30 protein-coding genes are annotated in these 25,916 nt (G+C 44.3%); 9 read left to right on the top strand and 21 right to left on the bottom strand.

Annotated features, from left to right (window positions below):
* Positions 1-9: 9 nt before the first annotated feature.
* The 6 genes from FZC79_RS05840 to spoIIM form a co-directional block, all read right to left on the bottom strand.
* Positions 10-825: a purine-nucleoside phosphorylase gene (locus FZC79_RS05840; RefSeq protein ID WP_148945894.1), complete on the bottom strand. Its 816-nt coding sequence runs from the start codon at positions 823-825 to the stop codon at positions 10-12.
* 1 nt (position 826) lies between these two features.
* Positions 827-2,020: a phosphopentomutase gene (gene deoB, locus FZC79_RS05835; RefSeq protein ID WP_148945893.1), complete on the bottom strand. Its 1,194-nt coding sequence runs from the start codon at positions 2,018-2,020 to the stop codon at positions 827-829.
* 423 nt (positions 2,021-2,443) lie between these two features.
* Positions 2,444-3,337 carry a site-specific tyrosine recombinase XerD gene (gene xerD / locus FZC79_RS05830; protein ID WP_148945892.1) on the bottom strand — a complete coding sequence of 298 codons (894 nt, stop codon included), beginning with the start codon at positions 3,335-3,337 and terminating at the stop codon, positions 2,444-2,446.
* 6 nt (positions 3,338-3,343) lie between these two features.
* Positions 3,344-3,574 carry a YqzK family protein gene (locus tag FZC79_RS05825; protein WP_252183261.1) on the bottom strand — a complete coding sequence of 77 codons (231 nt, stop codon included), beginning with the start codon at positions 3,572-3,574 and terminating at the stop codon, positions 3,344-3,346.
* Between the two features lie 344 nt (positions 3,575-3,918).
* Complete coding sequence (locus FZC79_RS05815) at positions 3,919-4,380, bottom strand: Fur family transcriptional regulator (protein ID WP_148938683.1); 462 nt, start codon at positions 4,378-4,380, stop codon at positions 3,919-3,921.
* 111 nt (positions 4,381-4,491) lie between these two features.
* The gene (gene spoIIM / locus FZC79_RS05810) at positions 4,492-5,148 is read right to left on the bottom strand and encodes a stage II sporulation protein M (protein WP_148945891.1); all 657 of its coding nucleotides are present in this window, start codon (positions 5,146-5,148) and stop codon (positions 4,492-4,494) included.
* Positions 5,149-5,303: 155 nt separating this feature from the next.
* Here spoIIM and FZC79_RS05805 point away from each other — a divergent pair, with 155 nt between their 5' ends.
* Entirely contained in the window at positions 5,304-5,891 is a 588-nt protein-coding gene (locus FZC79_RS05805; RefSeq protein WP_148945890.1) for a GNAT family N-acetyltransferase, read from the top strand.
* A 140-nt stretch (positions 5,892-6,031) separates the two neighbouring features.
* Positions 6,032-7,486, top strand: a complete 1,455-nt coding sequence (hpaB, locus tag FZC79_RS05800; RefSeq protein ID WP_148946129.1) for a 4-hydroxyphenylacetate 3-monooxygenase, oxygenase component — start codon at positions 6,032-6,034, stop codon at positions 7,484-7,486.
* Between the two features lie 495 nt (positions 7,487-7,981).
* On the opposite strand, the gene FZC79_RS05795 is transcribed toward hpaB, so the two are convergent.
* Positions 7,982-9,160, bottom strand: coding sequence for an endonuclease Q family protein (locus FZC79_RS05795; RefSeq protein ID WP_148945889.1), 1,179 nt, complete (start codon positions 9,158-9,160; stop codon positions 7,982-7,984).
* The gene (locus FZC79_RS05790) at positions 9,160-9,711 is read right to left on the bottom strand and encodes an NUDIX hydrolase (protein WP_148945888.1); all 552 of its coding nucleotides are present in this window, start codon (positions 9,709-9,711) and stop codon (positions 9,160-9,162) included. Before FZC79_RS05790 ends, FZC79_RS05795 begins: the two co-directional genes overlap by 1 nt.
* Positions 9,712-9,890: 179 nt before the next feature.
* Between FZC79_RS05790 and mciZ the strand changes: the two genes are divergently transcribed.
* Together mciZ and FZC79_RS05780 are read left to right on the top strand one after the other, a co-directional pair.
* On the top strand, positions 9,891-10,028 hold the full coding sequence (gene mciZ, locus FZC79_RS05785) for a Z-ring formation inhibitor MciZ (protein WP_148938688.1): 138 nt from the start codon (positions 9,891-9,893) through the stop codon (positions 10,026-10,028).
* A gap of 69 nt (positions 10,029-10,097) precedes the next feature.
* Positions 10,098-11,021 (top strand): aldo/keto reductase, encoded by a 924-nt coding sequence (locus FZC79_RS05780; RefSeq protein WP_148945887.1) that lies wholly within the window; start codon positions 10,098-10,100, stop codon positions 11,019-11,021.
* A gap of 585 nt (positions 11,022-11,606) precedes the next feature.
* Here the strand turns inward: FZC79_RS05780 and FZC79_RS05775 are convergent.
* The 9 genes from FZC79_RS05775 to FZC79_RS05730 form a co-directional block, all read right to left on the bottom strand.
* Positions 11,607-11,885, bottom strand: a complete 279-nt coding sequence (locus FZC79_RS05775; RefSeq protein WP_148945886.1) for an SIS domain-containing protein — start codon at positions 11,883-11,885, stop codon at positions 11,607-11,609.
* 20 nt (positions 11,886-11,905) lie between these two features.
* Complete coding sequence (locus FZC79_RS05770) at positions 11,906-12,634, bottom strand: GntR family transcriptional regulator (protein ID WP_148945885.1); 729 nt, start codon at positions 12,632-12,634, stop codon at positions 11,906-11,908.
* Between the two features lie 34 nt (positions 12,635-12,668).
* A complete protein-coding gene (nagB, locus tag FZC79_RS05765) occupies positions 12,669-13,406 on the bottom strand; it encodes a glucosamine-6-phosphate deaminase (protein WP_148945884.1) in 738 nt (245 codons plus the stop codon).
* A 1-nt stretch (position 13,407) separates the two neighbouring features.
* Entirely contained in the window at positions 13,408-14,598 is a 1,191-nt protein-coding gene (nagA, locus tag FZC79_RS05760; RefSeq protein ID WP_148945883.1) for an N-acetylglucosamine-6-phosphate deacetylase, read from the bottom strand.
* Between the two features lie 375 nt (positions 14,599-14,973).
* The gene (locus FZC79_RS05750; protein ID WP_148945881.1) at positions 14,974-15,498 is read right to left on the bottom strand and encodes a GrpB family protein; all 525 of its coding nucleotides are present in this window, start codon (positions 15,496-15,498) and stop codon (positions 14,974-14,976) included.
* Entirely contained in the window at positions 15,498-15,746 is a 249-nt protein-coding gene (locus tag FZC79_RS05745; protein WP_148945880.1) for a DUF3886 domain-containing protein, read from the bottom strand. The genes FZC79_RS05750 and FZC79_RS05745 overlap by 1 nt, the downstream gene beginning before the upstream one ends.
* Positions 15,747-16,413: 667 nt before the next feature.
* Complete coding sequence (locus FZC79_RS05740; RefSeq protein ID WP_148946128.1) at positions 16,414-17,076, bottom strand: CoA transferase subunit B; 663 nt, start codon at positions 17,074-17,076, stop codon at positions 16,414-16,416.
* Between the two features lie 31 nt (positions 17,077-17,107).
* Positions 17,108-17,797 carry a CoA transferase subunit A gene (locus FZC79_RS05735; RefSeq protein WP_148945879.1) on the bottom strand — a complete coding sequence of 230 codons (690 nt, stop codon included), beginning with the start codon at positions 17,795-17,797 and terminating at the stop codon, positions 17,108-17,110.
* A 24-nt stretch (positions 17,798-17,821) separates the two neighbouring features.
* Positions 17,822-19,003, bottom strand: a complete 1,182-nt coding sequence (locus FZC79_RS05730; protein ID WP_148945878.1) for an acetyl-CoA C-acetyltransferase — start codon at positions 19,001-19,003, stop codon at positions 17,822-17,824.
* Between the two features lie 193 nt (positions 19,004-19,196).
* Here FZC79_RS05730 and FZC79_RS05725 point away from each other — a divergent pair, with 193 nt between their 5' ends.
* From FZC79_RS05725 to FZC79_RS05720, 3 genes are all read left to right on the top strand, one after another.
* Positions 19,197-20,093 (top strand): hydroxymethylglutaryl-CoA lyase, encoded by an 897-nt coding sequence (locus tag FZC79_RS05725; protein ID WP_187442658.1) that lies wholly within the window; start codon positions 19,197-19,199, stop codon positions 20,091-20,093.
* 64 nt (positions 20,094-20,157) lie between these two features.
* On the top strand, positions 20,158-20,289 hold the full coding sequence (locus FZC79_RS23800; RefSeq protein ID WP_262372231.1) for a hypothetical protein: 132 nt from the start codon (positions 20,158-20,160) through the stop codon (positions 20,287-20,289).
* Between the two features lie 736 nt (positions 20,290-21,025).
* Entirely contained in the window at positions 21,026-21,949 is a 924-nt protein-coding gene (locus tag FZC79_RS05720) for an alpha/beta hydrolase (protein ID WP_148945876.1), read from the top strand.
* A gap of 52 nt (positions 21,950-22,001) precedes the next feature.
* Here the strand turns inward: FZC79_RS05720 and FZC79_RS05715 are convergent, their stop codons facing one another.
* Positions 22,002-22,322: an iron-sulfur cluster biosynthesis family protein gene (locus FZC79_RS05715; protein ID WP_148945875.1), complete on the bottom strand. Its 321-nt coding sequence runs from the start codon at positions 22,320-22,322 to the stop codon at positions 22,002-22,004.
* Between the two features lie 234 nt (positions 22,323-22,556).
* Between FZC79_RS05715 and FZC79_RS05710 the strand changes: the two genes are divergently transcribed.
* Entirely contained in the window at positions 22,557-22,772 is a 216-nt protein-coding gene (locus FZC79_RS05710; RefSeq protein ID WP_148946127.1) for a CDGSH iron-sulfur domain-containing protein, read from the top strand.
* Between the two features lie 55 nt (positions 22,773-22,827).
* Here FZC79_RS05710 and FZC79_RS05705 read toward each other — a convergent pair whose 3' ends face one another.
* Together FZC79_RS05705 and FZC79_RS05700 are read right to left on the bottom strand one after the other, a co-directional pair.
* Positions 22,828-23,163: a YolD-like family protein gene (locus tag FZC79_RS05705; protein WP_148938701.1), complete on the bottom strand. Its 336-nt coding sequence runs from the start codon at positions 23,161-23,163 to the stop codon at positions 22,828-22,830.
* A 131-nt stretch (positions 23,164-23,294) separates the two neighbouring features.
* Positions 23,295-24,557, bottom strand: a complete 1,263-nt coding sequence (locus tag FZC79_RS05700) for a DinB/UmuC family translesion DNA polymerase (RefSeq protein ID WP_148938702.1) — start codon at positions 24,555-24,557, stop codon at positions 23,295-23,297.
* Between the two features lie 313 nt (positions 24,558-24,870).
* Between FZC79_RS05700 and FZC79_RS05695 the strand changes: the two genes are divergently transcribed.
* The gene (locus FZC79_RS05695; RefSeq protein ID WP_148945874.1) at positions 24,871-25,080 is read left to right on the top strand and encodes a hypothetical protein; all 210 of its coding nucleotides are present in this window, start codon (positions 24,871-24,873) and stop codon (positions 25,078-25,080) included.
* Between the two features lie 34 nt (positions 25,081-25,114).
* On the opposite strand, the gene FZC79_RS05690 is transcribed toward FZC79_RS05695, so the two are convergent.
* On the bottom strand, positions 25,115-25,909 hold the full coding sequence (locus FZC79_RS05690) for an SDR family NAD(P)-dependent oxidoreductase (protein WP_148945873.1): 795 nt from the start codon (positions 25,907-25,909) through the stop codon (positions 25,115-25,117).
* Between the last annotated feature and the right edge of the window lie 7 nt (positions 25,910-25,916).

Below are 25,916 nucleotides of genomic sequence, written 5' to 3'. Positions count from 1 at the left end.
TATTGCCGCTTACATCGATTTAACGATTTCCTTAACATAATTAAGGAAGTCTTCACGAACCTTCTCTGTCGTCTCGATCACTTCATCATGAGTGAGAGGCTGATCAAGAATTCCTGCAGCCATATTGGAAATACAAGAGATTCCAAGCACCTTCATTCCCGAGTGCCTTGCAGCGATCACTTCAGGAACAGTCGACATTCCGACCGCATCTCCGCCCAGTGTTCTGATCATGCGGACTTCTGCTGGTGTTTCATAGACAGGACCGGTATTTCCAACATACACTCCTTCTCTCACATTGAGGGAAAGCTTTTGGGATACCGATCTCGCCAATTCCCTGAGCGACTTTGTGTAAGCCTCCGACATATCCGGGAAACGGACTCCTAGACGGTCATCATTGGGCCCGATCAGCGGATTTCCACCCATATTATTGATATGATCGGAAATGATCATCAAGTCACCTGCCTGGAACGATTCGTTTACCCCTCCGGCTGCGTTCGTGACGATCAAAGAATCGACACCAAGTGCTTTCATAACGCGAACAGGAAATGTCACTTTATCAAAGCCATATCCTTCATAAAAATGAAATCTGCCTTGCATAGCGACAACTTCTTTTCCAGAAAGCTGGCCAAATACTAATTGTCCCGCATGGCCTGCAACGGTTGATACTGGGAAATCAGGTATTTCTTTATATGGAACGACTACTGGATTTTCAATTTCCTCGGCAAGAACACCTAATCCAGACCCCAGAATAAGTCCGATTTCAGGTTTTCCTGTGTACTTGTTTTTTAAAAAATGGGCTGCATTCTCAATTTTATCAAAATTCATATTACGACTCCTTACTAATGTCATTCAGGAAACTTTCTCCGTATTTCGGAAGTTTCACATTAAAATTATCTGCCACTGTTGCTCCGATATCAGCAAATGTTTTTCGTACCGGAAGCTCTTTTCCGCCATTCATGCGTTTGGAATACACAAGCAAAGGTACGTACTCTCTAGTATGATCTGTTCCATGATGAACAGGATCATTTCCATGATCGGCCGTGATGATCAGCAAATCATCCTCTGTCATTCGCTCGAATACTTCAGGAAGACGGGCATCGAACTCTTCAAGAGCTTTTCCGTATCCCTCAGGATCACGACGGTGGCCGAATAATGCATCAAAATCGACAAGATTCAAGAAGCTCAGCCCAGTGAAATCCTGTTCGAAGGATTTTACCATTTGATCCATCCCATCCATATTGTCTTTCGTCCTGACAGATTCGGTTACTCCTTCGCCATTATAAATATCAGAAATTTTACCTAGGGCAATCACATCATAGCCTGAATCTTTCAATTCATTCATGACTGTGCGTTCGAAAGGCTTCAAAGCATAGTCATGCCTGTTCGAAGTACGCTGGAAATTCCCCGGTTTCCCGACAAATGGACGGGCAATGACGCGGCCTACAAGGTATTTCTCTTCCTTGGTCAATTGGCGTGCAATTTCACAGATTTTATATTGTTCTTCAATCGGAATAATGTCTTCATGAGCAGCAATCTGAAGAACAGGATCAGCGGATGTGTACACAATCAGAGCACCTGTTTCCATATGCTCTTCTCCAAGTTCTTCAATAATCGCAGTACCGCTTGCCGGTTTATTTCCAATTATCGGCCTGCCTGTTTTTTCTTCCAATTCTTTCAATAGTTCTTCAGGAAAACCATCCGGATAGACCTTGAAAGGCTGGCTGATATTCAAGCCCATGATCTCCCAGTGACCGGTCATCGTATCTTTTCCTACAGATGCTTCTTCCATCTTTGTATAGTAAGCAAGCGGGGCTTCCTGCTTCTCGATTCCCTGTACTTTATGAATGTTGCCTAAACCCAGCTCAGCCATATTCGGCATGCTGAGTCCATTCATTCTTTCTGCAATATGCCCTAATGTATCTGCTCCTGCGTCATTGAATTCCTTGGCATCGGGCGCCTCCCCGACTCCTACAGAGTCCATCACAACCAGGTGGATTCTTTTATATGTATAATTGCTCATCCGTCTCTTCCTCCTTATGAAATTTGCTCCTTCTTTGACAGTATGAAGGCTGCGAACACCATCACCTTTGCCTTAAGCCATTATTATGCTTATAATACCCTGATTACTATGTTGTAACCAAAAGAAGACTTGTCAGAAGTCAGACAACCTTATTTTAAGTCTGAACCTTTCAAAATACAAGCGTTTACATCAATCACTGTTTTTTTGTTTTGATAAGTTTTTCACTTTTCAAGAATTATTCGCAGCGAGTGGCTTCCTTATTTAAACAATAATAAGACAGTCTTTTAAGTTAAGCACTGTCTTAGTTAATCTTATCTATTATAAGCATTATTCTTGCATCATGTAATCTTATTATTGCCAGTTCTTGAAACTAAAGTGTCTTCTATCTCCTTCAATTCTTTCATAACAAAAAGCCCCCGGACCTTAAGCCCGCGGGTGAAATTTTGAATAAACATCCTTCATTCTCGTCTTTGTCACATGTGTATAGATCTGTGTGGTTGATATATCAACGTGCCCCAGCATTTCCTGGACGGCTCTGAGATCGGCGCCATTCTCCAGGAGATGGGTGGCAAAAGAATGCCTGAGAGTATGGGGAGTGAGTTCTTTTGAAATTTTTGCTTCCGAAGCAAGTCCTTTCAAGATCTTCCAAAACCCCTGTCTTGATAATCCTTTGCCATGATGATTCAAAAATAGCGAATCATCTTTATGCTTCTTACTGACCAATTGGGAACGCCCTTCGTGCAAGTACTTTTCCAGGACTGAGATGGCTGCCTTGCCGATGGGGATGATTCGTTCCTTGTTGCCTTTACCGATACATCGGACAAATCCCATTTTCAAATGAACATCATCCATCTGCAGCTTGATCAATTCAGAGACTCGGATGCCTGTCGCATACAGCACTTCAAGCATCGCCTTATCCCTTATACCAAGAGGCGTGCTTTCCTGCGGTGCTTCCAAAAGGGCTTCCACCTCATCAATACTGAGCACCTTTGGAAGGGAACGCTCCATCTTCGGTGATTCAATATGGACGGAAGGGTCCTGTTCAGTTACCTTTTCGCGCAAAAGGAACTGATGAAACGAGCGTATTGAGGCAACATGCCGTGCAATGGTTTTACTGGACTTCCCTTCATTTTTCAAGTGACCCAGAAACCCCGTTATGTTAACCCGTTTTACTTCATCCCACTTATGAACTGAATCCACATTTTGAAGGAATTTCAAATAATTTTTCAGGTCCCGCTGATAGGACTCCACCGAATTTTTAGCCAGTCCTCTCTCAACAATCAAAAAATGGATAAAATCTTGTAGCCTGCTCTCCAAACTGCATTACTCCCCATTCATATAAAAAAGTAATAACCGGTCAGTCCAGCTGCGTTCCTCCTCTGAAACAGTCTGAGATACCTTGACAGCGGCACCTTCCGGCTCATCATATCTGTGGTAGCTTTCATATTCTTCGCTTATACACATGATACCATAGTAAAAAAGAATCGTAGAGCCTGTGAATAATATAAACACTTTTACAGTGTGCCAAATCGTCTTCATGCCTGATTGAAACATGCGCCTGTCCTCCATAAAGGTCTTTTCTAACAAGCTATGACGAAAAAGGGCTTATTTATACCAGGGAAAAGTTAAAAAAGTGAAAGGTTATCGTGCAAAAGCGGAAGCGCCTCTCTCAGCCCCGACAGGCAAATGTTCCTCAGAGAAAAAAAGGCGGGCTTTCCTTTTATTCTCTGAGGGTTATTTGACCCCGAGGGACTGAGACCGTTCCAGTGGGTAAGGACCCTCAGGCGCTGGAACTCGACGTAAATAACGTGGCAGTAAGTTATCCCAAAAGATGACTCAATAAATTTCTATGCGACAAAAAAAGAACTGACCCGTTTCAGCCAGTTCTTAATTTTCTGCTATTTTTCCTCATCATTATCAGGCTTCTCCTGGCATCTCCAGCAGATTCCATGGAACGTAAGGCGGTGGTCTTTTATTTTAAACTTCCAATCTCGTTCTACAATGGTTTCTACATCTTCAAGTAAATCATCTTGAATTTCATCAACTGCTCCACATTCTATGCACACCAGGTGATGGTGAAAGTGAGCCGCTCCTTCTTGACGGAGATCATACCTCGATACACCATCGCCGAAATTTATTTTGTCTACAATCTTTAACTCTGTCAAAAGCTCCAAGGTCCGATAGACAGTGGCCAATCCAATTTCGGGAGATTTTTCTTTAACGAGGAGGTATACATCTTCTGCGCTTAGATGATCTTCTTCATTTTCCAACAAAACTCTTACTGTCGCTTCCCGCTGAGGTGTCAGCTTATAGCTGGCAGAAGAAAGTTGTTTTTTAATACGGTCTATCCGGCTTTCCATTATCCGTCTCCCTCCCTCGTCAATGTCTACATTATTATATCAAAAAGGGAGGAATAAGCAAAATAAAATAATTATAAAGAAGAGATTATACTATATATTAAATAATAATTATTATTTAGTAGATAGATTGACCATCGCCTTCATCAGGTTAGGTGAAATATAAGCTTCAATCCCGGCAGCAATTGTAATGACAGCTATGGCCAGAACGAAAGCCAGGACGTACCTTGATAGCAGCGGTAGCATTTGCACCTGGGAGTGCGGTGAAAGCTTCATGAATATCTTGCGGATAAGCGTCAAGGAAAAGCTGACACTAATGACACTGATAAAGATGAATGCAGGGATGATCACGATGTTTTGTGGAAGAACTGCTGCGAAAGATAGCAGGAAACCGTCCCAATCCATCTGATTCACCAGAAAGCCTACTGAGAACCCTATCACTACCCCTTTCATAAACAGAAGGATAAAAATGAGCGGAAGACCAATGATGGATATGCCAAGGAGCCACATGAACCCCAAATACTTTACATTATGAAGAAAGCTCTGGCGAAATAATTCTTCTGAGGAAGCAATCTTTCCATCAGATATCTCTCCAAAAAACTGTCCGAGATAGAAATACAAATCTTCTTTTTGAGTAAATGAAAGGCTGTTAACAACCACAGCACCGAAGATCACACCCATTAAAAAGAGAGTCAATATGAATAAATAGATAGAGGAATGTGACTGTACATGTTCAATTACTGGATTTTTTGCTGAGATTCCCTTTCGCATCTTTTTTCCTCCTAAATACGTGTTACTAGATACTATGTAGCAAATCTAGTAATTATGTCTGTTGGAAAAATAGGTTCCTTCATGGAAATGTCCAATTGTCTTGCAGGCAGTGTTTTTATCCGCTATAATTTTCAGAAAACTGAGGAGGAATCACGATGGATAAACCCATCCTTATTGATTTTCCAGAACGTATTGAAACCAACCGCCTTTACATAAAGCCCTGCCAGCCAGGCGACGGAAAAATGGTGCACGAAGCAATCAGCTCATCTATCAAAACACTGTCAGAGTGGATGCCCTTTGCCCAAAAAGAACAATCCATCGAAGAAGTGGAAGAAGGGGTACGGCAGTCTTATGCTCAATTCATTGCCAGAAAAGATTTCCGGCTCCATATTTTCGAAAAAGAAAGTGGAGAGCTGGTGGGCTCGACAGGATATCACCGAATGGATTGGAGAGCGGGCAGCGTTGAAATCGGCTATTGGGGAGTATCTAGTCATGGCGGAAAGGGCTATATAACAGAAGCCGTCAGAGAACTGACACGCTTTGCTTTTGAACACTTTGCAGCCAACAGAGTGGAAATCCGCTGTGATGAATTGAATATTGCGTCACGCCGGATTCCTGAGCGTCTCGGTTACACATTGGAAGGTATCCTTCGCCGTGACAGCTTGAGCGCTGATGGAAAGAACCTAAGAAACACCTGTGTATATTCAGTTTTGGCGGATGAATGGGAATATCATCTCCATTAAAGCCGCCTAACTGTCACTCAATTCTCTTCAAATCTGGATTCCCCCCTATGGACACATACCTCAATCGGACATAGACAGCTGTGAATATAATGAACGCAAATACGGCCGTGAGCCTTCATTACACCGGGGGGATGAAGCAATTGGGAGCCATCAATGGAAAAACGTATATCAACCGGCTTGATAGCATGGAAACAGAGATTTGGTTTGATGGGAAGCGATTAGAGGGAAGATTATCTGAGCACCCCGCCTTCAAGGGGGTCATCGAGACAAAAGCCTCTCTCTATGATTTACAAAGAAATCCGGATCACATGAAAGAAATGACCTACTCTTCTCCGTCCACAAAGGAGCCTGTAGGACTTTCTTTTCTGCAGCCAGTAACAAAAGATGATCTATATACTAGGCGGAAAATGATGGAGCGCTGGGCTGGACACACTTGCGGGATGATGGGAAGAAGCCCCGATTACCTCAGCACGGTTCTCATGAGCTTTGCTTGTTCTGCGACTATTTTAAAAGAGCAAGAGAATTGTTTTCCCGCTCATTTTCAGACAGTATACGAGCGGGCGCGGGAGAACGACCTGTCCTTTACCCATACTTTCATCACTCCTCAAGTCAATCGTTCGCAGAGCTATTTTGAAGACGATGATGCCCCCGTCTCTGCCAGGGTCATCGATAAGAATAAGGACGGCCTCATTATAAAAGGTGCACGCCTTCTTGCCACACAAGGAGGGTTAAGTGATGAAGTTTTGGTCTTCAGTGCCCCGAGCAAACTTTTATTCGAAACTGGTGAAGCTTTTGCTTTTTCAATACCCTCTGACACAAAAGGTCTGAAGTTCATTTGCAGGGATTCATTTGTAGGAGGAAGTTCGACTTTTGATCATCCCCTCAGCTCCAGATATGAGGAGATGGACTCCATCATTGTTTTCGATGATGTACTCGTCCCTTGGGACTCTGTATTTTTTTACGACAATCCAGACGCGTCCAACAAACTTATCCTGGAAAGCTCTTTTCATCACTTTGCTACCCACCAGGTCCTGACCAGGCAAATCGTCAAGCTGGAGTTTGTCCTTGGCCTGGCTGAACTCCTGATAGAGACAATTGGTGTGAGAGAATACCTCCATATTCAAGAGAAAGTATCTGAAGTCATCATTGGACTCGAGACCATGAAAGCCATGCTGGAGAAATCCGAAAATGATGCAAAACAGGATGAACAAGGGTTCATGCGCCCAAGCATCATCCCTCTTCGGGTAGCGACGAACATTTTTCCTAAAATCTATCCGCGTTTCGCTGAAATTCTTCAGCTGATCGGAGCAAGCGGAATGGTCACCCTCCCTGCAGAAAACGCCTTTGATTCACCAATAAAGCCTGACCTTGATAAGTATCTTAAAGGAACGAACCAAACCGCTGAGGACAAAACCAGGATATTCCGCCTGGCATGGGACCTTACCATGAGCCCCTTTGGCACCAGGCAGACTCAATATGAAAGGTATTTCTTTGGTGACCCTGTCCGCCTTGCCGGTATCTTATACAACTCGTATCCTAAACAGGAGTATGTGAGTAATATCTGTGAGTTTCTTGACTTGAATGAGAGGGGATAACTTGAGCGGGAAGTACCTAAAGGGTGAAGGACCAGTTTTATTCTCGAACCTGCATTGGTCAATAGCAAAAAGACTCGTCAAGAAACGAGTCTTTTTGCTATTGAACGTTTTCGCCGCCAGCAGGTGCAAGAATAAAGAGGTTAAGAAACTAATCAACAGCAGAACCAAGGATTTTTTTCATGATACCGAAAAGAAAAGCAACCGCTGAAATCCCTAATGAAATTTGCCATAGAAACCCTCAGATTAATGGAGTCCATCTCATCATCCCTTTACTACAACTGAAACACTCTTTCACGATTAGACGCTGACCGCTTCCATTATGTTTCAAAAAGTTATCTATTTTCTGCAATAGCAACTTCTAAAACAATAAAACGCCCTGTGCAAATCACAGGACGTTTTATTGTCATTTAGTTGAGATAACACGACGATACTATTCAGGAACCTCTTCTTTCAGTCTCCTGTTTTCCAATGATTAAGACGACAAGGATAACATGCTTACTGATTATTATTTTGTCTGGAGACCTTCCCGTACTTCCCTCCGCCGCCGGCATGAATGGCAAGCTTTCCAATCCTTGCTTTGTGGATGCTTTCTGCAAGAGGTTCAGTCGTGGCTTCTGCTAACTTTTCTTTCGGAACAAAGTGAAGGATGTCCATCTCTGTGCCGAAATGATTCAGCAGTTTTTCCATTGTTTTGGGGCCTAGGCCGGGAATGTATTCCAGTGGGACCTGCGGAATGTATGGAGGCCTTGCCGGCGGGACCGCCTCTCCGGATAAATCCGCGATCCGATGCTTTACCCCTCTGATTTTTCTAGTATGACCGCAATCCGGGCACTCTTCCCCTTTATCGGGAACTATGGTACTGCAATCGCTGCAAGTCGTTTCATAATATTTTCCCAAAAGAGGATCCAAACCGTAATTGGCTGCAATCCCCCTTCCCTCTTCATTCCGAAGGGCCATTCCAAGCTCTTTAAAAGAAGGGCTTTCCATTGTAATGGAGTTGTACTCCCTGGCAATCTTGGCAAGCGAATGAGCATCCGAATTAGTCAGGAAGGTATAAGCATGCAGCTCGGCAATGGAATTGGCCATCTCCGTATTGCTGCTCAAGCCCAGCTCCACGGCATCAATCATGTCTGGAAGGAACACTTCACTTAGGGAGTTCCTTACTCCTTTACCATACAGACTTTTGAAAGGGGTGAAAATATGGGCTGGTATGAACAGGCCGCCGAGGGACTTCACTTCCCGCTGAAGTTCCTGTCCCCCTGCATAGATTCTCTGAGAACTGAGATGGATATTGGTCACTCTTTCACTCAGCCATGCTGAAAATGATTTCAACGCCGCGAGTTCTGGAAGATACGCTAGGACGTGGATGGGGCCTTTACAGTTCTCATCATATATTTCAAGTTCACTTCCGGGAATCAAAACAAGACCGTTACGGTGCTGAAAGCCGCCATCCTCCAGTTCCATCAGTTCCCCAGTTCCGAGCAGCTCTTCAATTTCCTGAATGACTTCAGGGGAATGGCAGTCAATGATCCCGGTCATATAAAGGCCTTTTGGTTCTCCGGAATAACGCAGGATATTTTGCAGTGTCAAGGTCCTTGATCCTGTTATTTTTACCGCGCGCCCCTTTGCAGTCCTTCCAATATGGATGTGGAGATCGGCAAAGTATTCTTTCATCAGCGCTTCATTGCTTCTTTCAATTGCAAATATTGAACAGCATAAGCAGTCTTTGCATCAAAAATCCTTTGATCCTCAATCATTGACTGCGCTTCCTCAAGAGTGACCTCCAGCAGTTCTACAAACTCGTCTTCATCTGCCCCGCTCGCATTTTCCATCTTGTAAATATCTTCTGCGATAAATAAATGCACCAGTTCATCAGCAAATCCGGGTGATGTATAAAAGGATATGAGCGGCTTCATGGTTCTGCAGCCATACCCTGTTTCCTCTTCCAGTTCCCTTTCCGCCGTCTTCATAGGTTCTTCGCCTTTTTCCAATTTCCCGGCAGGTATTTCTACAATTGATTTTTCCAGCGCTTTTCGGTACTGCTCGACCATCACGATTTTGCCCTCTTCTGTCAGCGCAATGACTGCGACTGCACCAGGATGCTTAATCAATTCCCGCTTTGAAGTCTTTCCGTTAGGCAGGCTTACTTCATCCACCTGCAAATCAATGATTTTCCCCTGGTAAATCTTTTCTGTATTCAATGTCTTTTCTTCAAATTTCTTCATCATAACACTCCTGTCCTAAAACTATAGTTGTCATCCATTATAGCAAAATTTCTTTACCATCCCTTCTTTCTTGCTTTCACTCATACTATTTCCTCTTTTGAATATGTATTAATCACACCGTACCTGTCTGTAGTCTATTCCTTATCATTTTTAAAATTCATTTGCGGAGGTTTTTACAGATGAAAGTCATTATTCGCTCTAATGGATTCATTCTCTGTGGAAAAGCATGGGAAGTCAGAGCAAAACTGAAAGAATACAGTAAACAGTTTCAGAATGTTGAAGAGTGGATCCAGGCCTCCAAGAATGCGAAACAGTAAACTTGGTTTCTCTTGTCCTTATTCGGTACAATATCATTAACAAAAAGGAAGAAAGGACGCGAGGCAATCATGGAAAAACGGCAATTAGGCAATTCTGAACTGTATGTAAGCAAAATGGGGCTGGGCTGTATGTCCCTTGGAGAAAATCCTGATAAAGCTCAGCACATCATTGAAGCAGCCTTAGAAGCGGGTATCAATTATTTTGATACAGCCGACCTTTACGACTTCGGTGAAAACGAAAAAATCGTCGGCAAAGCCCTGCAATCAGCCAGGGAGGATGTCATCATCGCCACTAAAGCCGGCAATCGCTGGAATGATGCCAAGGATAACTGGCATTGGGATCCTTCTAAGGAATATATAAAGGAAGCTGCTAAGAACAGCCTAAAAAGACTAGGAACTGATTATATTGATTTATTTCAGCTTCATGGCGGTACCATTGAGGACCCCGCTGATGAAACAATTGAAGCCTTCGAAGAACTGCAACAGGAAGGAATCATCCGTTATTACGGAATCTCCTCTATCCGGCAAAATGTCATAAAACGCTTCACAGAGTCCTCCAACCTGGTCTCTGTAATGATGCAGTACAGCTTATTGGACAGACGTCCGGAGGAACTGTTCCCCCTCCTTAAAGAAAAAAATGTGAGCGTCGTGACAAGAGGCCCTGTCGCAAAGGGGCTGCTTAGTGATAAGATGCTTGAAAAAGCTTCAGAAAAAATCAAAGAGAATGGATATCTCGACTACTCTTATCAGGAGCTCGAGGAAGTCCTTTCAAGCATTCATGGCAAACTGGCAGATGAGCGATCCATGAACGAAATCGCCCTTCAATATATCCTAAGCCATGAGGAAGTTTCCGCCGTCGTCCCAGGCGCAAGTTCTGTCCGCCAGGTTCAGGAAAACGCCAAGGCCGTAAAATCAGAGCCGCTTGCCAAAGAGGAGATTCAGGTATTGAAGGAATTAACGAAGCAGAATGTATATGAACAGCACCGCATTTAGGTTTTCGAAGATGGGTGAGGTTTTGTAAAAAGCAGGGAGCCGTGGTGGTGAACCATGGCCCCTGCTTTTTTATTGCTGTGATTTTTTTTGCGGGAAAAGAGTTCAGTGTTAACTTTTTTACATTCTATTTTACTTCGTTGTCAGCCATGTGGTGGCTAGAGGCTTTTTACAGACCACTTCACTTCGGTTTCTCTGGCCAGCTGGTCTCCAGAGGCTTTTTACAGACCTCTTCACTCCAGTTTCTCTGGCCATGTGGTCTCCAGAGGCTTTTTACAGACCACTTCACTTCGGTTTCTCTGGCCATGTGGTCTCTAGAGGCTTTTTACAGACCTCTTCACTCCAGTTTCTCTGGCCATGTGGTCTCTAGAGGCTTTTTAGAGACCTCTTCACTTCGGTTTCTCTGGCCATGTGGTCTCTAGAGGCTTTTTAGAGACCTCTTCACGTCGGTTTTCCTGGCCATGTGGTCTCTTAAGACTTTTTAGAAACCTCTTCACTTCGGTTTTCTTGGCCAAGCGGTGCCTGAGATACCCCTCAAATTCCCCATTCATATAAAATAGCCATCTAAACCAATTGGTATGATAACCTTCAGCCTATTATTTCTTTTTCCAATTGTGAGGAACGTACCGCACCTTTATAGAGCATCGAATCTTCTATTAATAAAGGACTGATGGGAACCAATCCCCCGGCACGGTAAAATAATTCTTCACCAAGGATATGTGAATGTCCGCAACCGAATACATGGACTATTCCGCCTTGCTGGATGCTCCGTGCTATTTCCACTGCGGCTTTTTTGATATTTTCAATTTCGGCATTCTCTACAGTATTCAATAACTCTTCAAGCTTCTTAAAATATTGCTTAAGCACGATCCAATCCCCCCACTCCATCATCTGTTCATTTGAATTTTGAATTTATAACGATCCGCCCGGTAGGATGATTGAACAAATTCCACAGGGGTTCCGTCTGTAAGGAAGGTATGTCTTTGGATCAGCATCACAGGTGCACCCGGTTGAATATCAAGAAGTTCAGCTTCCATTTCACTGGCCACAGATGATTCGATCACTTGGGAGGCATGGTTAATTTTCAAATCCAATTCTTGCTCGATATAGGCATAAAGTGATTGATTTACTATCTTTTCTGTCAGGCCTTTGATGAAGTTGGCTGATAAATAATTGGTTTCCAGTGCCATTGGCATATCATCCGCTAAACGAATTCTGCTTATTTCATAGACAGGTCCACCTTCCTGTATCCCTAGCTGAGCAGCTATGTAGCTTGTCGCGGGGATGATTTCAAATTGAACCAACTTGCTCCCGGGTTTCAATCCTCTTGATACCATATCTTCAGTGAAGCTTGTTAATCCCTGCAGGGCCTGTTCAATTTTAGGCTTCCGTTCCGCTACGAATGTGCCCTTGCCTTGTATGCGGTGCAAATACCCTTCATTCACTAATTGTGTGAAAGCTTGTCTCACGGTCATCCGGCTGATTTGAAATTGCTCGGCATATTCTCTTTCTGCAGGGAGAGAGTCACCTGGCTTCAGCTCACTGCTTTCTATCTTTTCTTTGATGATTTCACCAAGTTGATAATATATAGGGATAGGGGAATTTTTTTTAATCATTTTACTAGACGAACACCCTTTCTTTTAAGCTTTCTCACAAAAACCAACTGTTATTTCCCAGAGCTGCTTTATCAGCAACTATTGTAACTTGGGGGTGGTTTCTTAATATAGAAGCAGGGAAGTTTTCGGTCTCTTCATTCTCCATGAGACGGGCAAAAGCCTCTCTTTTTCTTTCACCTGAAATAAGGAGCAGGATTTCCTTACTCTTCATGATTGTTGAAATTCCCATAGTGATGGCTTTCGTCGGTACCTTTTCAAGGCTTTCAAAATACCTGGCATTTGCCTCCCGGGTTGATGGTGCCAATCGTACCAGATGGGTGTTGGAATTGAATGAGGTTCCCGGCTCATTGAAGCCTATATGCCCGTTGCTTCCGATCCCAAGAATCTGCAGGTCGATTCCCCCGCATTCTGCTATCTTTTTTTCATAATCCAGACATTCCTGCAGCATGTCCCGTGCATCGCCGCGAGGAATGTGCGTGTTTGATTTTTTTATATCGAGATGATTGAAGAGCTTTTCATTCATATAATGTCGGTAACTATTGGGATGGTCTCCAGAAAGACCGACATACTCATCTAAATTGAATGTGGATGCGTTTGTATATGAAGTTTGATTTTTTTGATGATCTTCAATTAATTTGGTGTAGGTTCCGATCGGTGTTCCGCCTGTCGCGAGGCCAATGTTTATTTTTTCAGAACTGCGGACTTTTCCAGAAATATAATCCGCTGCCAATCGGCTCATTTCCTGGTAGTCTCCTGCTTCAATGATTTTCACTTTAATTCTCCTCTTCTTTAAAAGCAATCGTTCCTCGACAGAAGGTCATCAGAATATCCATTTTGTCATCCAATATGACGATATCCGCATCTTTTCCTTTTTTGATGCTTCCTTTTCGGTCGAATATGTTCAATTGTTTTGCTGGATTAACCGATGCCATTTCAATAACCTCGTGGAGCTCGCAGCCGGTATAAGCCATCATATTTTTGACAGCATTACTCATCTTCAGAATACTGCCTGCGAGGGTGCCGTCCTCAAGAACTGCTTTCCCGTCCTGGACAATGACCTCCTGGCCTCCCAAATCGTATTGTCCATTTTTCAAGCATTTCGCTCTCATGGAATCCGTAATCAGGATGATTCCCTTTTCCCCTTTTTCCCTATAGGCCAGCTTGATCATTTCAGGACGCACATGAATTCCGTCAGCGATGATTTCAGCTTTTAACTCATCTCTTAAAAAGGCTGCTCCTACAACACCAGGCTCACGGTGGTGCAGCCCTCTCATTTGATTGAATAGATGGGTGACATGATTGGCACCGGCCTCAATGGCTTCACCGACTTCTTCATAGGCAGCATCAGAATGGCCTATGGATGCAATGACTCCGTTATCCCTTAAGTACCGTACCATTTCCAGGCCGCCAGATTGTTCAACAGCCAATGTGACAAGCTTAATAGAATTCTGCGATAGAGATTGCCACTTTTTAAAAACATCCACGTCGGGATCTGCAATATGCTCCTTCGGCTGGGCTCCTGCCTTCTTCTCATTCACAAATGGCCCTTCTAAATGGATGCCGATGATTTCTGACTGCCCGTTATTTTTCTGTCTATGAATGTAACTTCCCGCATTTTTTAAAGCCTTTTCAATTTCATTCCTGCTTTGAGTGATGGTGGTCGCTAAAAAACTGGTGGTCCCTTCCTGGGGAAGAGTTCTTGCCATATTATCCAATGCTTCCTCTGTCGCATCCATCACATCAGCACCGTTCACTCCATGGATATGAACATCAATGAAGCCGGGAACAGCCTTGGAACCAGAAGGAAAGTCGAGAATTTCATATCCTTCCGCTCCGGTTAACTCCTCCTCTGGCCCAATGTCGACAATCTTGTGGTCTTTCATCTTTATATAACCCTTTTCCAGCTTTGAGTCCCCGGAATAAATCTGCATTCCTCTAAGCAAAATAGGTTTATGGCTCGTCATTCTTATTTCATCCTTTCAGAGTGGAGACCATTCGGTTCTTTCTATATACAGTACACCTTTATTCTCTTTAATCTTAGCACCCAATCAGTATAGTTGTCTATACCAATTCAAGGTCTTCAAAGGTAAAAACAGACTCTATAATTCGGTAAGTGAGAAAAAGTTTTCGAAAAGAGCCTTTTAGATAAAATGAAACTTCCCGTGTATCTTGCTCTTCTTCTGCTGGTTTAATCCCTCTGTGATGCAGTCCAGCTGTAAGCATAAAAAAAGTAGTGTTCTGTTCAGATTTGATTTCTGACCAGACACTACTTTTTTTCTGTAATGGAAAGCGGGGTAGGGAATTGTACCATGGAAAAGCAGCAGCCTGTACTTTTGATTTCACCTGCTTCGTGCCCATTTCAAAGCTCGCATTTCCAACTCCTGGACAAAATCATTTTTTCCTTCTATATAAGCTTCAATATCATTCGGATATTTTGCCGCTAATTCACTTTTCAGCCTGCCGTATTTTTCCGCTTCATTTTTCCTCATTCTCAGATAATCTCTGAAAAGCAAGTGCCTTTCGATATCTTCACTGCCTGACGCGAAGATATGAACATGATACAACCTTTCGCCTTCTTTATTTTCAAAGAAAAAATATCTGCGGCCGGCTATTCCATTTTCACCTTTCCCCACATACCCCAGTGCCTCTAAATTGTCAGTCCTGTCATCCGCCGCACCAATGTCTGTAATTTCAATAAGAAAGTCGATGATCGGTTTGGCCGCCAATCCTTCCACCGACGTCGAGCCGATGTGATGAATCACCGCGTTCGTTCCTTGAAAAACTGTTTCCAGCCTTTTCTTTTCTTGAAGATATTGCTCTCTCCACTGAGGACGGTAAGAAGTCACCTCGACTTTCCTCGACATCACTTATAATCCTTCCAGTTCATGCCGCTTTCACCCAGAAGTTCTTCAAATGATTTATTTTTCTCACGCTGTCTCGCTTCTTCCCTTTTTTTCTCCGCTTCCTCTTCCTTCCGGGTGGTTTCTTCTTTTTCAAGCTCCTTCTTTTTATCCTTTAACGCCTGAAAAACATCAGATTGCAATGTGTCCTTCAATGTCAATTCTTCATTATTCTTTGCGGATGGACGCTTCCGCTGCTGTTTTTTCTTCATGGGGATTTTCCTCCTCTTTCTGATTTGTACCGTTAACGCGGTACCCGCAATTAGTTGATGGTGCGTTTTCCTTTAAATCGCACCATATCGAGGGGGTGCTTTTTGTTTATGGTATGTTTTTTCTAGAAACTTACCATTATCGAGGTGCTGGTTCTCTGTTAATGGTACGTTTCCTCTCAAATCATACCGTTATCTTAGAACCCGCTCTTTGTTAATGGTATGTTTCTTTCCGGATCCTGCCATTATCTTGTCACTCGGTCCTTGATGTTGGTACGTTTCTTTCTGAATCGTACCGTTATCGAAGGGAGCGCTCTTTGTTGATGGTACGTTTTCCTCAAAACCTCTGAGCTCTCCTCTCAGACTAAAGAGAATCAGCCATACCGAAACTGCAATACCATGATTTTACCAAAAAAATAAAAAAAGAGAAGCATAGCGCTTCCCTCTGCAAAAAACTACCAGGATACTGTTTTTCGAGGTTTGGTGTCCTTCGTGGTTCATATGAGTGACACCAAATCCCTGTTTTTTGTTGTTAGGTGTCCTCCGTGAACCGTACGAGTGACACCTGGATACTACTTTCTGTGGGTTGGTGTCCTTCGTGAACCGCACGAGTGACACCTGACCTCTATTTTCCGTAGTTGAGTGTCACTCCTAATTCGCGTATAAGAAACTAAAATGCATCGGTCACCAAGTTATCTCCAATAATCAATTGAGGTTCGGTTGTCGAAGTTACATCTTCAACAGTGTAGCCTTCTGCCACTTCCCGCAGAACCAGCCCATTGTCCGTTACGTCAATGACGGCACGGTCGGTGATGATTCTATTCACTACGCCTTCTCCTGTCAGCGGGAGGCTGCATTCTTTTAGAATTTTGCCCTCACCGTCTTTGTTCACATGTTCCATAATGACGATGATTTTCTGAGCTCCATGAACAAGATCCATGGCGCCTCCCATCCCTTTGATCATCTTGCCTGGGATCATCCAGTTGGCCAGATTTCCTTTCTCGGACACTTCCATTCCGCCAAGGATTGCCACGTTGATGTGACCGCCTCTGATCATGGCAAAAGATTCCGAGCTGTCAAAGTAGGAAGAGCCCGGGATCGCTGTTACCGTTTCTTTTCCAGCATTGATCAGGTCAGCATCCACCTCTTCCTCTGAAGGGTATGGCCCGATACCGAGTAATCCATTCTCTGATTGAAGAACAACCTGCTTATTGTCTGAAATATAGTTGGCAACCAATGTCGGCATTCCGATTCCAAGATTGACATAGAATCCGTCCTGTATCTCTTTTTCTGCTCTTCTGGCTATTTTTTCTCTCATTTTCGCGCGGTCCATTTTCTTCTCTCCTTTCCCTGACTTGGATTTATTAGCTTCTGACTGTTCTTCTTTCAATCCGTTTTTCCTGCTCAGCCTGGATGATGCGCTTCACATAGATGCTTGGAGTATGGATTTCATTCGGGTTGAGATCGCCCGTTTCCACCAGCTCTTCCACTTCTGCGATCGTCACTTTTCCAGCCGCTGCAATCATAGGGTTGAAGTTTCTTGCCGTTTTGTTGTAGATCAGATTTCCCATTTTATCGCCTTTCCAAGCCCGGACGAGACTGAAGTCAGCTGTGTACGCTTCCTCTAATAAGTACTCTTTTCCGTTGAATGTCCGGGTCTCTTTTCCTTCTGCAATCGGCGTTCCGACTCCTGCAGGGGTGTAGAATGCAGGGATTCCCGCTCCGCCTGCCCTGATTTTTTCGGCAAGTGTCCCTTGAGGCACCAACTCTACCTCGATTTCTCCCGAAAGCACCTGTCTTTCAAACTCTTTATTTTCGCCCACATAGGATCCGATCATCTTCTTGATCTGCTTGTTGCGCAAGAGCAAGCCAAGTCCCCAGTCATCCACTCCACAGTTGTTGGAAATGACCGTTAAGTCTTTTACACCTTTCTCAACAAGGGCAAGAATCAGGTTTTCCGGGATTCCGCACAGCCCAAATCCGCCGACCATCAATGTGGCTCCATCTTTAATATCCTCAATTGCGTCATTAAAAGAAGTAAATACTTGTTTCATCAAGGTTCCTCCTTCGCTTTATGGCTAAACTTTTTCTACTATCGTTGCTACACCTTGTCCGCCGCCGATGCAAAGGGTCGCGAGTCCGCGCTTCGCATTTCTGCGGCCCATTTCATGAATGAGGGTCACAAGGATGCGTGTCCCGCTTGCGCCGATTGGATGGCCAAGGGCAATCGCCCCTCCATTCACATTCAGCTTTTCTTTATCAAATTGAAGTTCACGGTCAACCGCAAGAGACTGGGCAGCAAATGCTTCATTCGCTTCTATCAAGTCCATATCTGTCAGGGACAAGCTTAATTTCTCCAAAACATTCTTTACGGCAGATACTGGTCCTATGCCCATAACTGCCGGATCAACCGCAGCATTGGCATTTGCTTTGATCGTCACAAGCGGAGTGATTCCCAGCTGGTCCGCCTTCTCTTTTGACATGACGACAACTGCAGCCGCTCCATCATTGATGCCGGATGCGTTTCCTGCCGTGACACTTCCTTCTTTTTTAAATGCCGCCCTTAAACCTGACAATTTCTCTGCTGTCGAGCTCTTCCGCGGAAATTCATCGGTTTTAAAAATAAGGGAATCCCCTTTTCTTTGAGGAATTTCGACAGGTACAATCTCGCTGTCAAATTTACCTGCTTCCATTGCGGCCGCTGCTTTTTCCTGGCTCCATGCCGCGAATTCGTCCTGCTCTTCCCTTTTGATGGAATAGCGGTCGCAAAGATTTTCTGCCGTCATTCCCATATGATAATCATTGAACGCACACCATAAGCCGTCTGAAATCATGCTGTCGACCACTTTTCCGTCGCCCATTCTATAGCCGTTCCTTGCATTTGGAAGCAAATAAGGTGCCTGGCTCATATTTTCCATTCCGCCCGCAACGATTATGTCTGCATCACCTGCGATAATTGCTTGTGCAGCCAAATGGACCGTTTTCAGCCCCGATCCGCATACTTTATTGATTGTCAGGGCAGGAACCGTTTCAGGCATGCCTGCTTTTAATGCCGCCTGTCTTGCCGGGTTCTGCCCGAGACCTGCCTGCAGCACATTCCCCATAATGACTTCATCTACATCATTCATCGATACTCCTGCTTTTTCCAGTGCATCCTTGATCACTATCGCTCCCAGTTCCGGTGCCGGGATATCCTTTAAAGATCCGTTGAAGCTGCCGATGGCTGTACGGACCGCACTCACGATTACTACTTCTTTCATGATCTTGTTCCTCCTTAAGCAGAACTTGCGAGAAAACGGGGCAAGCTGCCTCTCTTTTTTACATCTACTTATTATATTTTCTATGTAAGCGCTTAAATTCCTTTTAATTCGTCAAAATATTTATAGTTGCTTTTTAAATCTGAATTTTTCTACAATGTAGATAGAACTTATCTTTGAATCTGGAGGAATTTCAATGGACTTACCAATAAAAGTCACAATGATAGAAGTCGGCCCGCGAGACGGACTGCAAAACGAAAAAAACTTTGTTCCCACAGACATTAAAATACAGTTTATTCGTGCTCTCAAAGGGGCGGGCTTGAAGGAAATGGAACTCACTTCATTTGTGTCGCCCAAGTGGGTGCCCCAGATGAAAGATGCCGGTGAAATCGTGGAAGCCTGTTTGAACAGCGAACGGGACATGGTGCTTGCCCCAAATCGGAGAGGTGTTGACCGTGTTCTTGAAACCAAAGGAAAAGCGGTTGCCGTTTTTGTCGGAGTCAGCAACAGTTTCAACAAGAAAAACATCAATAAAACGACAACCGAAAGCCTTGAAGAGCTGAAACCGATTGTTGCTGAACTCAAAGAAAAAGGCCATTATGTCCGCGCCTGCATCTCTACCTCATTCTATTGCCCTTACGAAGGAAAAATTCCTCCACAGGAAACTCTTCAATTGTGCAGGGAATTCGCTGATATGGGGGTGGACGAACTGAGTGTCGCGGACACAATCGGCATGGCTAACCCGAAAGAGTCCTACGAGCTTTTTTCTTTGCTGAAGAAAACTCTGCCGGATGTTTTGATAACAGCCCATTTCCACGATACACGTAAAATGGCGCTTGCTAACATTCTTGCATCCCTTCAGGCTGGAGTGGATCGTTTCGACACTTCCGCCGGCGGACTCGGAGGCTGTCCGTTTGCCCCCGGTGCGTCAGGCAATGCGGCCACAGAGGATGTTGTTTTTATGCTTGAACAAATGGGGATCGACACAGGAGTTGATCTCGACAGGCTTGTTGCCGCGGTGAATATTGTCGCACCTCACCTTTCCCGCAGCATCGACACCGGCTATTACAAACTGCAAACTGCTGGTCAATAACCTGAATAGCTCCCACTCCCTTGAGCATCCTAATCCTATATCCTATTAGGAAAGGAAGACAAACATGAGCCAAAAGCGCGAAAAGGGATACAGCCAAAAAGGGAAACCGAATGCTGACACAGTTCAGAATGTAATCGCAAAAGAAGAACTCGAAAAAGCTGTGCATCCAACAAACCGCCAGAATTCTGAGCAGTGATGTGAATTTTTTTATGGCCGGTCCGTATGTTTTGCGGACCGGCTATTTTTTGTGGGTGGAGTGCTTGTTGATGGGAGACGGAGAGATTGGTGGTCCGGTCTGGAGGACATCTTATTGATTTTTTTTGCTTTTGATTCCCCTCGCTCTCGATCCGAGGGACATCAAATCATGTTTTTTCTCTTTTGATGTTCCTCGCTTCCCACACGACGAACATCAAATCATGTTTTTTCTCTTTTGATGTACTTCGCTTCTGATCCGAGGGACATCATATTGAGTTTCTTCTCTTTTGATGTTCCTGGCTCTCGATCCGAGGGACATCATATTGAATTTTTTCTCTTTTGGTGTACCTCGCTCTCGATCCGAGGGACATCAAATCATGTTTTTTCTCTTTGGATGTACTTCGCTTCCCGTCCGAGGAACATCATATTGAATTTTTTCTCTTTTGATGTACCTCGCTTTCCCTCCGATGGACATCTTGTTGAGTTTTTTCTCTTTTAATGTACTTCGCTCTCGATCCGAGGCACATTAAATCATGTTTTTTCTCTTTTGATGTACTTCGCTCCCCGTCCGACGAACATCATAATGTATTGTTTCTTTTTTAATGTACTTCGCTTCCTGCCGTTAATGACCCATTCCCCCGACCACCTTCCCTTCCCCGGCTAAGAAAGAGCGTTTTCTATACCTGGTTTACATGAAGTGGTAAAATATAGAGAACTAAATCTTGGAGGCTTTTATCATGAAAAAGTGGATTCCCGCTGTTGGCGGGGCTCTTGCAGCCGCCGCCGGGCTCGGCATTTATTTAACGAACCAGTTTATGTATTTAAAGAAAAAGGATGAACAGGAAATACTTCACCGGGAAGTTTCAGCCGGACGCTTGAATATGGAGGATTACAATGCGCTGCCTAAGGAGGAAGTCAGCATCCCTTCTCCCTTTGGCTACACGATTAAGGCGGTTTTTGTGAATCCAAACCCCGGCAATAAATATATGATTTTTTGTCACGGCGTCACAGAGACCAAGCTTAATTCCTTAAAGTATATGAACCTATTTCTTAAAAGGGGCTTCAATGCAGTAGTTTATGATCATCGCCGGCATGGGGAGTCAGGCGGCAAAACTTCGAGCTATGGTTTCTATGAGAAGCACGACCTGCAGGCGGTGGTCCAGGAACTCATTCGGCGTCAGGGTGAGGATGTTTTCTTTGGGATCCACGGAGAATCAATGGGGGCTTCCACCATGCTTCTTTATGCAGGATCTGTAGAGGACCGGGCTGATTTTTATATCGCGGACTGTCCATATTCCGACTTTGGCGAACAGCTTTCTTACCGAATGACGAAGGAAGTCAGGCTGCCGATCCATGGGCTTCTCCTTCCACTTGCCGATTTGTTTTTGAAGCTGCGCGAGGGTTATACCCTGAAGGACATCTCACCGCGATCGGTTGTTGAAAACATAAAAAAACCCGTGCTTTTTATTCACAGCACCCCTGATGATTTTATTCTGTCTTCCATGACCCAGGAACTGTTTGATAAAAAAAGCGGAAGCAAGAAACTATATCTTGCCGAAAATGGACTTCATGCGCAATCCTATAATGAGAATAAGGAAGAGTATGAAAAAGCTATCGATGAATTTTTGGAGGACGTTTCTGCACCCCATCCGGTTTCTTAACTTATCCTCAATAAAAAAGGATGACTCCATTCAAGGGAGTCATCCTTTTGATTTAACGAATGATGAAGCTCATTCTTCCATTTAATATCTGGCTGGGGCTCTTCAGCTGAAATGTATTAGCGGAAGAGGAAAAGTCGATTTTCAAATCCTTGTCGTAAAAGACTGTTTTTGATTTCTCGACCAGTACCGGCATTGCTTCTGTACTGATTTCGATATCATCCCACCCCTTTTGAGTGACGTATTCTAAAACAGGGATTCCGCTCATGACGCATCCGCAGCCTTCTGTTTCATACTTTATTTTCAAATAGCCTTTTTGACCGCCTATTTTTGTCTTCAAAACCTCTTGTGCTTCATTGGTTATTGTGATGTTCATCTGTAAACCTCCTTGACGTTATGCCTGTGGCGTTAGTTTACCATATGACTTGGCTGTTTTTCATTTTTAGGGATTATGAAGTATAAGGCCTTTTTAAACTGGCTCATCTATTATTTCCACTCTTGGATATTTCAAAAGCCGCTATATAGGATCACAGAAATTGTTGCATTTTTCCAACCTTCCACTTACTATCAAGGTGGGGACTCTTTGTTACAAACAGAAAGGATGATTTTTATGACAAAAGTGCAAATCAAAGTGAATGACAATGGATCTTTAAAAGTAACAGGTGACGTTGAGCTTGTGGACGCAGAAGGCAATGTTTTTCCGACAAAAAACGTATTTTCTCTTTGCCGCTGCGGACTTTCAACGAGAATGCCTTTCTGTGATGCATCTCATAAAGGCAAGTTTGAATCATGTGTACGCGCAGAAAAAGTAATGGATGATAAATAAGTTTTCCATGAGCCTGAGAAAGGGATTCCTCCTTTATATCAGGCTTTTTTTGTGATTATTCTTCTGTAAAATGAATGTCGGCAATGTCATTGATTGACAGGTAATATTTCTTTTCGAAGCGGTCAAGGACATGAAGCTTTCCCTTCAATCCGTCGTAATAATGAATGCGGCCGATCAGTAATTCATGGCGCCGGCCGGCATAATGGGTAATGGTGACCAGGCGGCTGAACTCCATGGCTTCCGCTGTGATTTCGTTCAACTCCTCAAGATGCTGCTCATCCACTTTCTTCTGCTGCTCAAAGCTGTCTTCGTGTGCCCAGTCCCTCAGCAGTTTCACATGCTCGGGCAGCATCATGGAGGTCCACTTGATTCTTCCACGGTCGCGGTTCATTTTGATCACCTCTTTCTCTTTCAATTTGGCTATTTCGGCTGACTTCAAAAATTGCGGGTTTCTCTTTCAGGCTAAGGGCGAAGCTAAGAGAAAGCATATACAGGACGGACCTTGACGGCTTGACCCTCATGTTACGCCTTATGTCCTCCCACCAGAGTCGCACGGTGTTTGGCAGTGCCGGCAGCGGTGTAGGAAATGGCCCGCAGCAAAGCACCTGAACCATATTTGTGGCGGATTTGGTCGACGACATATCCGAGCTCCCGTTTTTTCCAGCGGTCTGGCTCAAACAGGCTGACTTGCATACTTTCATCCGGAAAGAGGTTTCCGAGGCTGATGGAGATGCTGCGGACGGTTTTGCCGTTGTAGTTTTCCTTGAAGAGTTGAAGGCAGACTTTATATAAGTCCATGGTGATATTCGTGGGCTCTTCTATCGATCGCGACCGGTTGAATCCTCCGCCAAATTCCTCCTGGCTGTAGCCTATGCTCAAGCTGATGGTCCGCCCTGCCTGCCGGTGATTCCGGGTCCGCCGGGCCACCTCTTCGCATATCTCAAGCATGACGCTTTTGATTTCCTCTTCCTCTTTATAATCGCGCAGAAGAATCTGGCTTTTGCCGAAGCTTACCTGCCCATCCATGATCGGCGCTCCGATTTCAGACAAATCGACTCCCCAGGCATGATAATACAGCTGGTTGCCCATGATGCCGAATTTGCTTTCCAGCTTCTGCAGATCGAATTTCGCAAGCTGGCCGACATTGAAGATTCCCATGCGGTTCAGGGTTTTCTCAAGCCGCCTGCCGATTCCCCACATTTCACTCAGCGGGGAAACCGGCCATAACTTCTCAGGAACATCTTCATAGGTCCACTCAGCGACTCCATGCTTTTTGGCCTCCAAGTCGAGGCACAGCTTCGACATCAGCATATTCGGGCCGATTCCGATGGCACAGGGAAGCTGGAACTCCCTTTCGATGTCCTGTTTGATTTTCCAGGCGATGGTATGGGCGTCACCCCATAGATGGGAGGTTCCGTCTATTTTCAAAAAACTTTCATCGACACTGTACGTATGGATTGCATCTTTGGGTACATACCGGTGAAACAGACGGGTGATCTCGGTGGAAATGCGGATGTAGGCAGCCATAGCAGGTTCAACTACCAGAATTTTGGGGTCCTTTGGCACTTCGAACAGACGGGAACCGGTTTTGATGCCGAATTCCTTTTTCAATTTGGGGGAAGCAGCCAGGATGACGCTTCCGGGGCGGTCCAATTTTCCCGCCACCGCCAGGTAGCAGTCGGATGGATCAAGCCCCATCATGACAGCCGAGCAGCTTGCATAAAAACTCTTCATATCGATGCATAAAATTTTCTGGTCGGGAAGATCACCATAGTCGACAGTCATTTTCTCCACTCCTTTCTCAAAGGGAACATTCGTTCTATTTTATCTAAAATTGTATACGAATATACGTTCGTTTTCAAATATTATTTGTTGGTACACAGTGAAAAATTTTGAGATTCTGGACAAAAAAGGGTAATCAGCAAGGAATGGACAATTGAGGGCAAACGAGGAAATACAGTTTAATTAGAAAGTTGACAGGGCTGGACAATACCAAGCGTCCCGTTAAAAACAGTACCGTTTACTACTTAAAGAACCCATACCAGCAAGTTCTTTGTGATAAAATTGTAAATATTTGAAATTAATTGGAGGAGACAAATTGAGTAAAACAGTCACTTTTTCTTTTAGCAGTACAAATTATGAAGGCACAGGGGCAGCCGAAACATTCACTCTTGAAGAGCTAGGCATCGACGAGGGGATGGATGAAAAAGCATTGAAGATACAAATAGATAAAATATTTCAAGCTTGGGTTTGGGATAAATTAAATATTTCTTATAGCGTGGTTATAGATGGTGAGAGCAAACAATGAAAAAACCCGGGACCAAATAGTCCTGGGTTTCTCATCATTTCTTGAAAAAAGCATTTCTCCCGAGACGCTCGACAACCCCTGGAAACAGGGTATAAAGGACGCTGCCCGCATTCATCCAGCGCGGCAGGTTGATTTCCCTGGTGTTGGTGAGCATCTTATCAACGATCTTTTCGGCAACTGCATCCGGGTCGAGCATGAATCGCTCCATATTTTTGGCATAAGTGCCGGAACGGTCTGCGACGTTGAAGAAGTTGGTTGCAATTGGTCCTGGATTGACAGCCATTACATAGATGTTTGAAGAGGATGCTTCCATGCGCAGGCTGTTTGTGTACCCAAGCACAGCATGCTTTGAGGCGGAGTAGGCACTCGATTTAGGTGTCGCGAGCTTGCCTGCCTGGGAAGCAATGTTGATGATATGCCCTGAATTTCTTTTTTTCATGATCGGCAGCACATGCTTGGTACAGGCAATGAGCCCCAGAACATTCACATCAAACATCCCTTTGATATCTTCAAAGCTTGCTTGATCGGCTTCGTCAAAAATTCCGTAACCGGCATTGTTGACGAGGACATCTACATTCTCAACCTCCCTGTAAATCGATTGAAAAACGGAGGGAATCGAATCAAACCGGGATACATCGACACTGTGGATGAAGGCTTTCACCTTATACCGGCTCTCGATCGTTTTTTGCAGTTCTTTTAGGCGGTCTTCACTGCGGGCCATCAGCACGACATTTGCTCCGCTTTCCGCTGCTTTGAGTGCGATTTTTTCACCAATTCCGCCGGACGCTCCGGTAATGACTACATTTTTATTTTTTAAACGCTGATTCACGGTTTCA

This window comes from Rossellomorea vietnamensis (genome assembly GCF_008180615.1).
GTDB classification, from domain to species: domain Bacteria; phylum Bacillota; class Bacilli; order Bacillales; family Bacillaceae_B; genus Rossellomorea; species Rossellomorea vietnamensis_D.
This window is presented reverse-complemented; position numbering and strand designations above follow the sequence as displayed.

Excerpts from the sequence above, each read along its gene's own strand:
- FZC79_RS05840 (WP_148945894.1), bottom strand. The coding sequence starts at position 825 with ATGAATTTTGATAAAATTGAGAATGCAGCCCATTTTTTAAAAAACAAG.
- deoB (WP_148945893.1), bottom strand. The coding sequence starts at position 2,020 with ATGAGCAATTATACATATAAAAGAATCCACCTGGTTGTGATGGACTCT.
- FZC79_RS05825 (WP_252183261.1), bottom strand. The coding sequence starts at position 3,574 with ATGTTTCAATCAGGCATGAAGACGATTTGGCACACTGTAAAAGTGTTT.
- FZC79_RS05815 (WP_148938683.1), bottom strand. The coding sequence starts at position 4,380 with ATGGAAAGCCGGATAGACCGTATTAAAAAACAACTTTCTTCTGCCAGC.
- spoIIM (WP_148945891.1), bottom strand. The coding sequence starts at position 5,148 with ATGCGAAAGGGAATCTCAGCAAAAAATCCAGTAATTGAACATGTACAG.
- FZC79_RS05805 (WP_148945890.1), top strand. The coding sequence starts at position 5,304 with ATGGATAAACCCATCCTTATTGATTTTCCAGAACGTATTGAAACCAAC.
- FZC79_RS05795 (WP_148945889.1), bottom strand. The coding sequence starts at position 9,160 with ATGAAAGAATACTTTGCCGATCTCCACATCCATATTGGAAGGACTGCA.
- FZC79_RS05790 (WP_148945888.1), bottom strand. The coding sequence starts at position 9,711 with ATGAAGAAATTTGAAGAAAAGACATTGAATACAGAAAAGATTTACCAG.
- mciZ (WP_148938688.1), top strand. The coding sequence starts at position 9,891 with ATGAAAGTCATTATTCGCTCTAATGGATTCATTCTCTGTGGAAAAGCA.
- FZC79_RS05780 (WP_148945887.1), top strand. The coding sequence starts at position 10,098 with ATGGAAAAACGGCAATTAGGCAATTCTGAACTGTATGTAAGCAAAATG.
- FZC79_RS05770 (WP_148945885.1), bottom strand. The coding sequence starts at position 12,634 with ATGATTAAAAAAAATTCCCCTATCCCTATATATTATCAACTTGGTGAA.
- nagA (WP_148945883.1), bottom strand. The coding sequence starts at position 14,598 with ATGACGAGCCATAAACCTATTTTGCTTAGAGGAATGCAGATTTATTCC.
- FZC79_RS05750 (WP_148945881.1), bottom strand. The coding sequence starts at position 15,498 with ATGTCGAGGAAAGTCGAGGTGACTTCTTACCGTCCTCAGTGGAGAGAG.
- FZC79_RS05745 (WP_148945880.1), bottom strand. The coding sequence starts at position 15,746 with ATGAAGAAAAAACAGCAGCGGAAGCGTCCATCCGCAAAGAATAATGAA.
- FZC79_RS05740 (WP_148946128.1), bottom strand. The coding sequence starts at position 17,076 with ATGGACCGCGCGAAAATGAGAGAAAAAATAGCCAGAAGAGCAGAAAAA.
- FZC79_RS05735 (WP_148945879.1), bottom strand. The coding sequence starts at position 17,797 with ATGAAACAAGTATTTACTTCTTTTAATGACGCAATTGAGGATATTAAA.
- FZC79_RS05730 (WP_148945878.1), bottom strand. The coding sequence starts at position 19,003 with ATGAAAGAAGTAGTAATCGTGAGTGCGGTCCGTACAGCCATCGGCAGC.
- FZC79_RS05725 (WP_187442658.1), top strand. The coding sequence starts at position 19,197 with ATGGACTTACCAATAAAAGTCACAATGATAGAAGTCGGCCCGCGAGAC.
- FZC79_RS23800 (WP_262372231.1), top strand. The coding sequence starts at position 20,158 with ATGAGCCAAAAGCGCGAAAAGGGATACAGCCAAAAAGGGAAACCGAAT.
- FZC79_RS05720 (WP_148945876.1), top strand. The coding sequence starts at position 21,026 with ATGAAAAAGTGGATTCCCGCTGTTGGCGGGGCTCTTGCAGCCGCCGCC.
- FZC79_RS05715 (WP_148945875.1), bottom strand. The coding sequence starts at position 22,322 with ATGAACATCACAATAACCAATGAAGCACAAGAGGTTTTGAAGACAAAA.
- FZC79_RS05710 (WP_148946127.1), top strand. The coding sequence starts at position 22,557 with ATGACAAAAGTGCAAATCAAAGTGAATGACAATGGATCTTTAAAAGTA.
- FZC79_RS05705 (WP_148938701.1), bottom strand. The coding sequence starts at position 23,163 with ATGAACCGCGACCGTGGAAGAATCAAGTGGACCTCCATGATGCTGCCC.
- FZC79_RS05700 (WP_148938702.1), bottom strand. The coding sequence starts at position 24,557 with ATGACTGTCGACTATGGTGATCTTCCCGACCAGAAAATTTTATGCATC.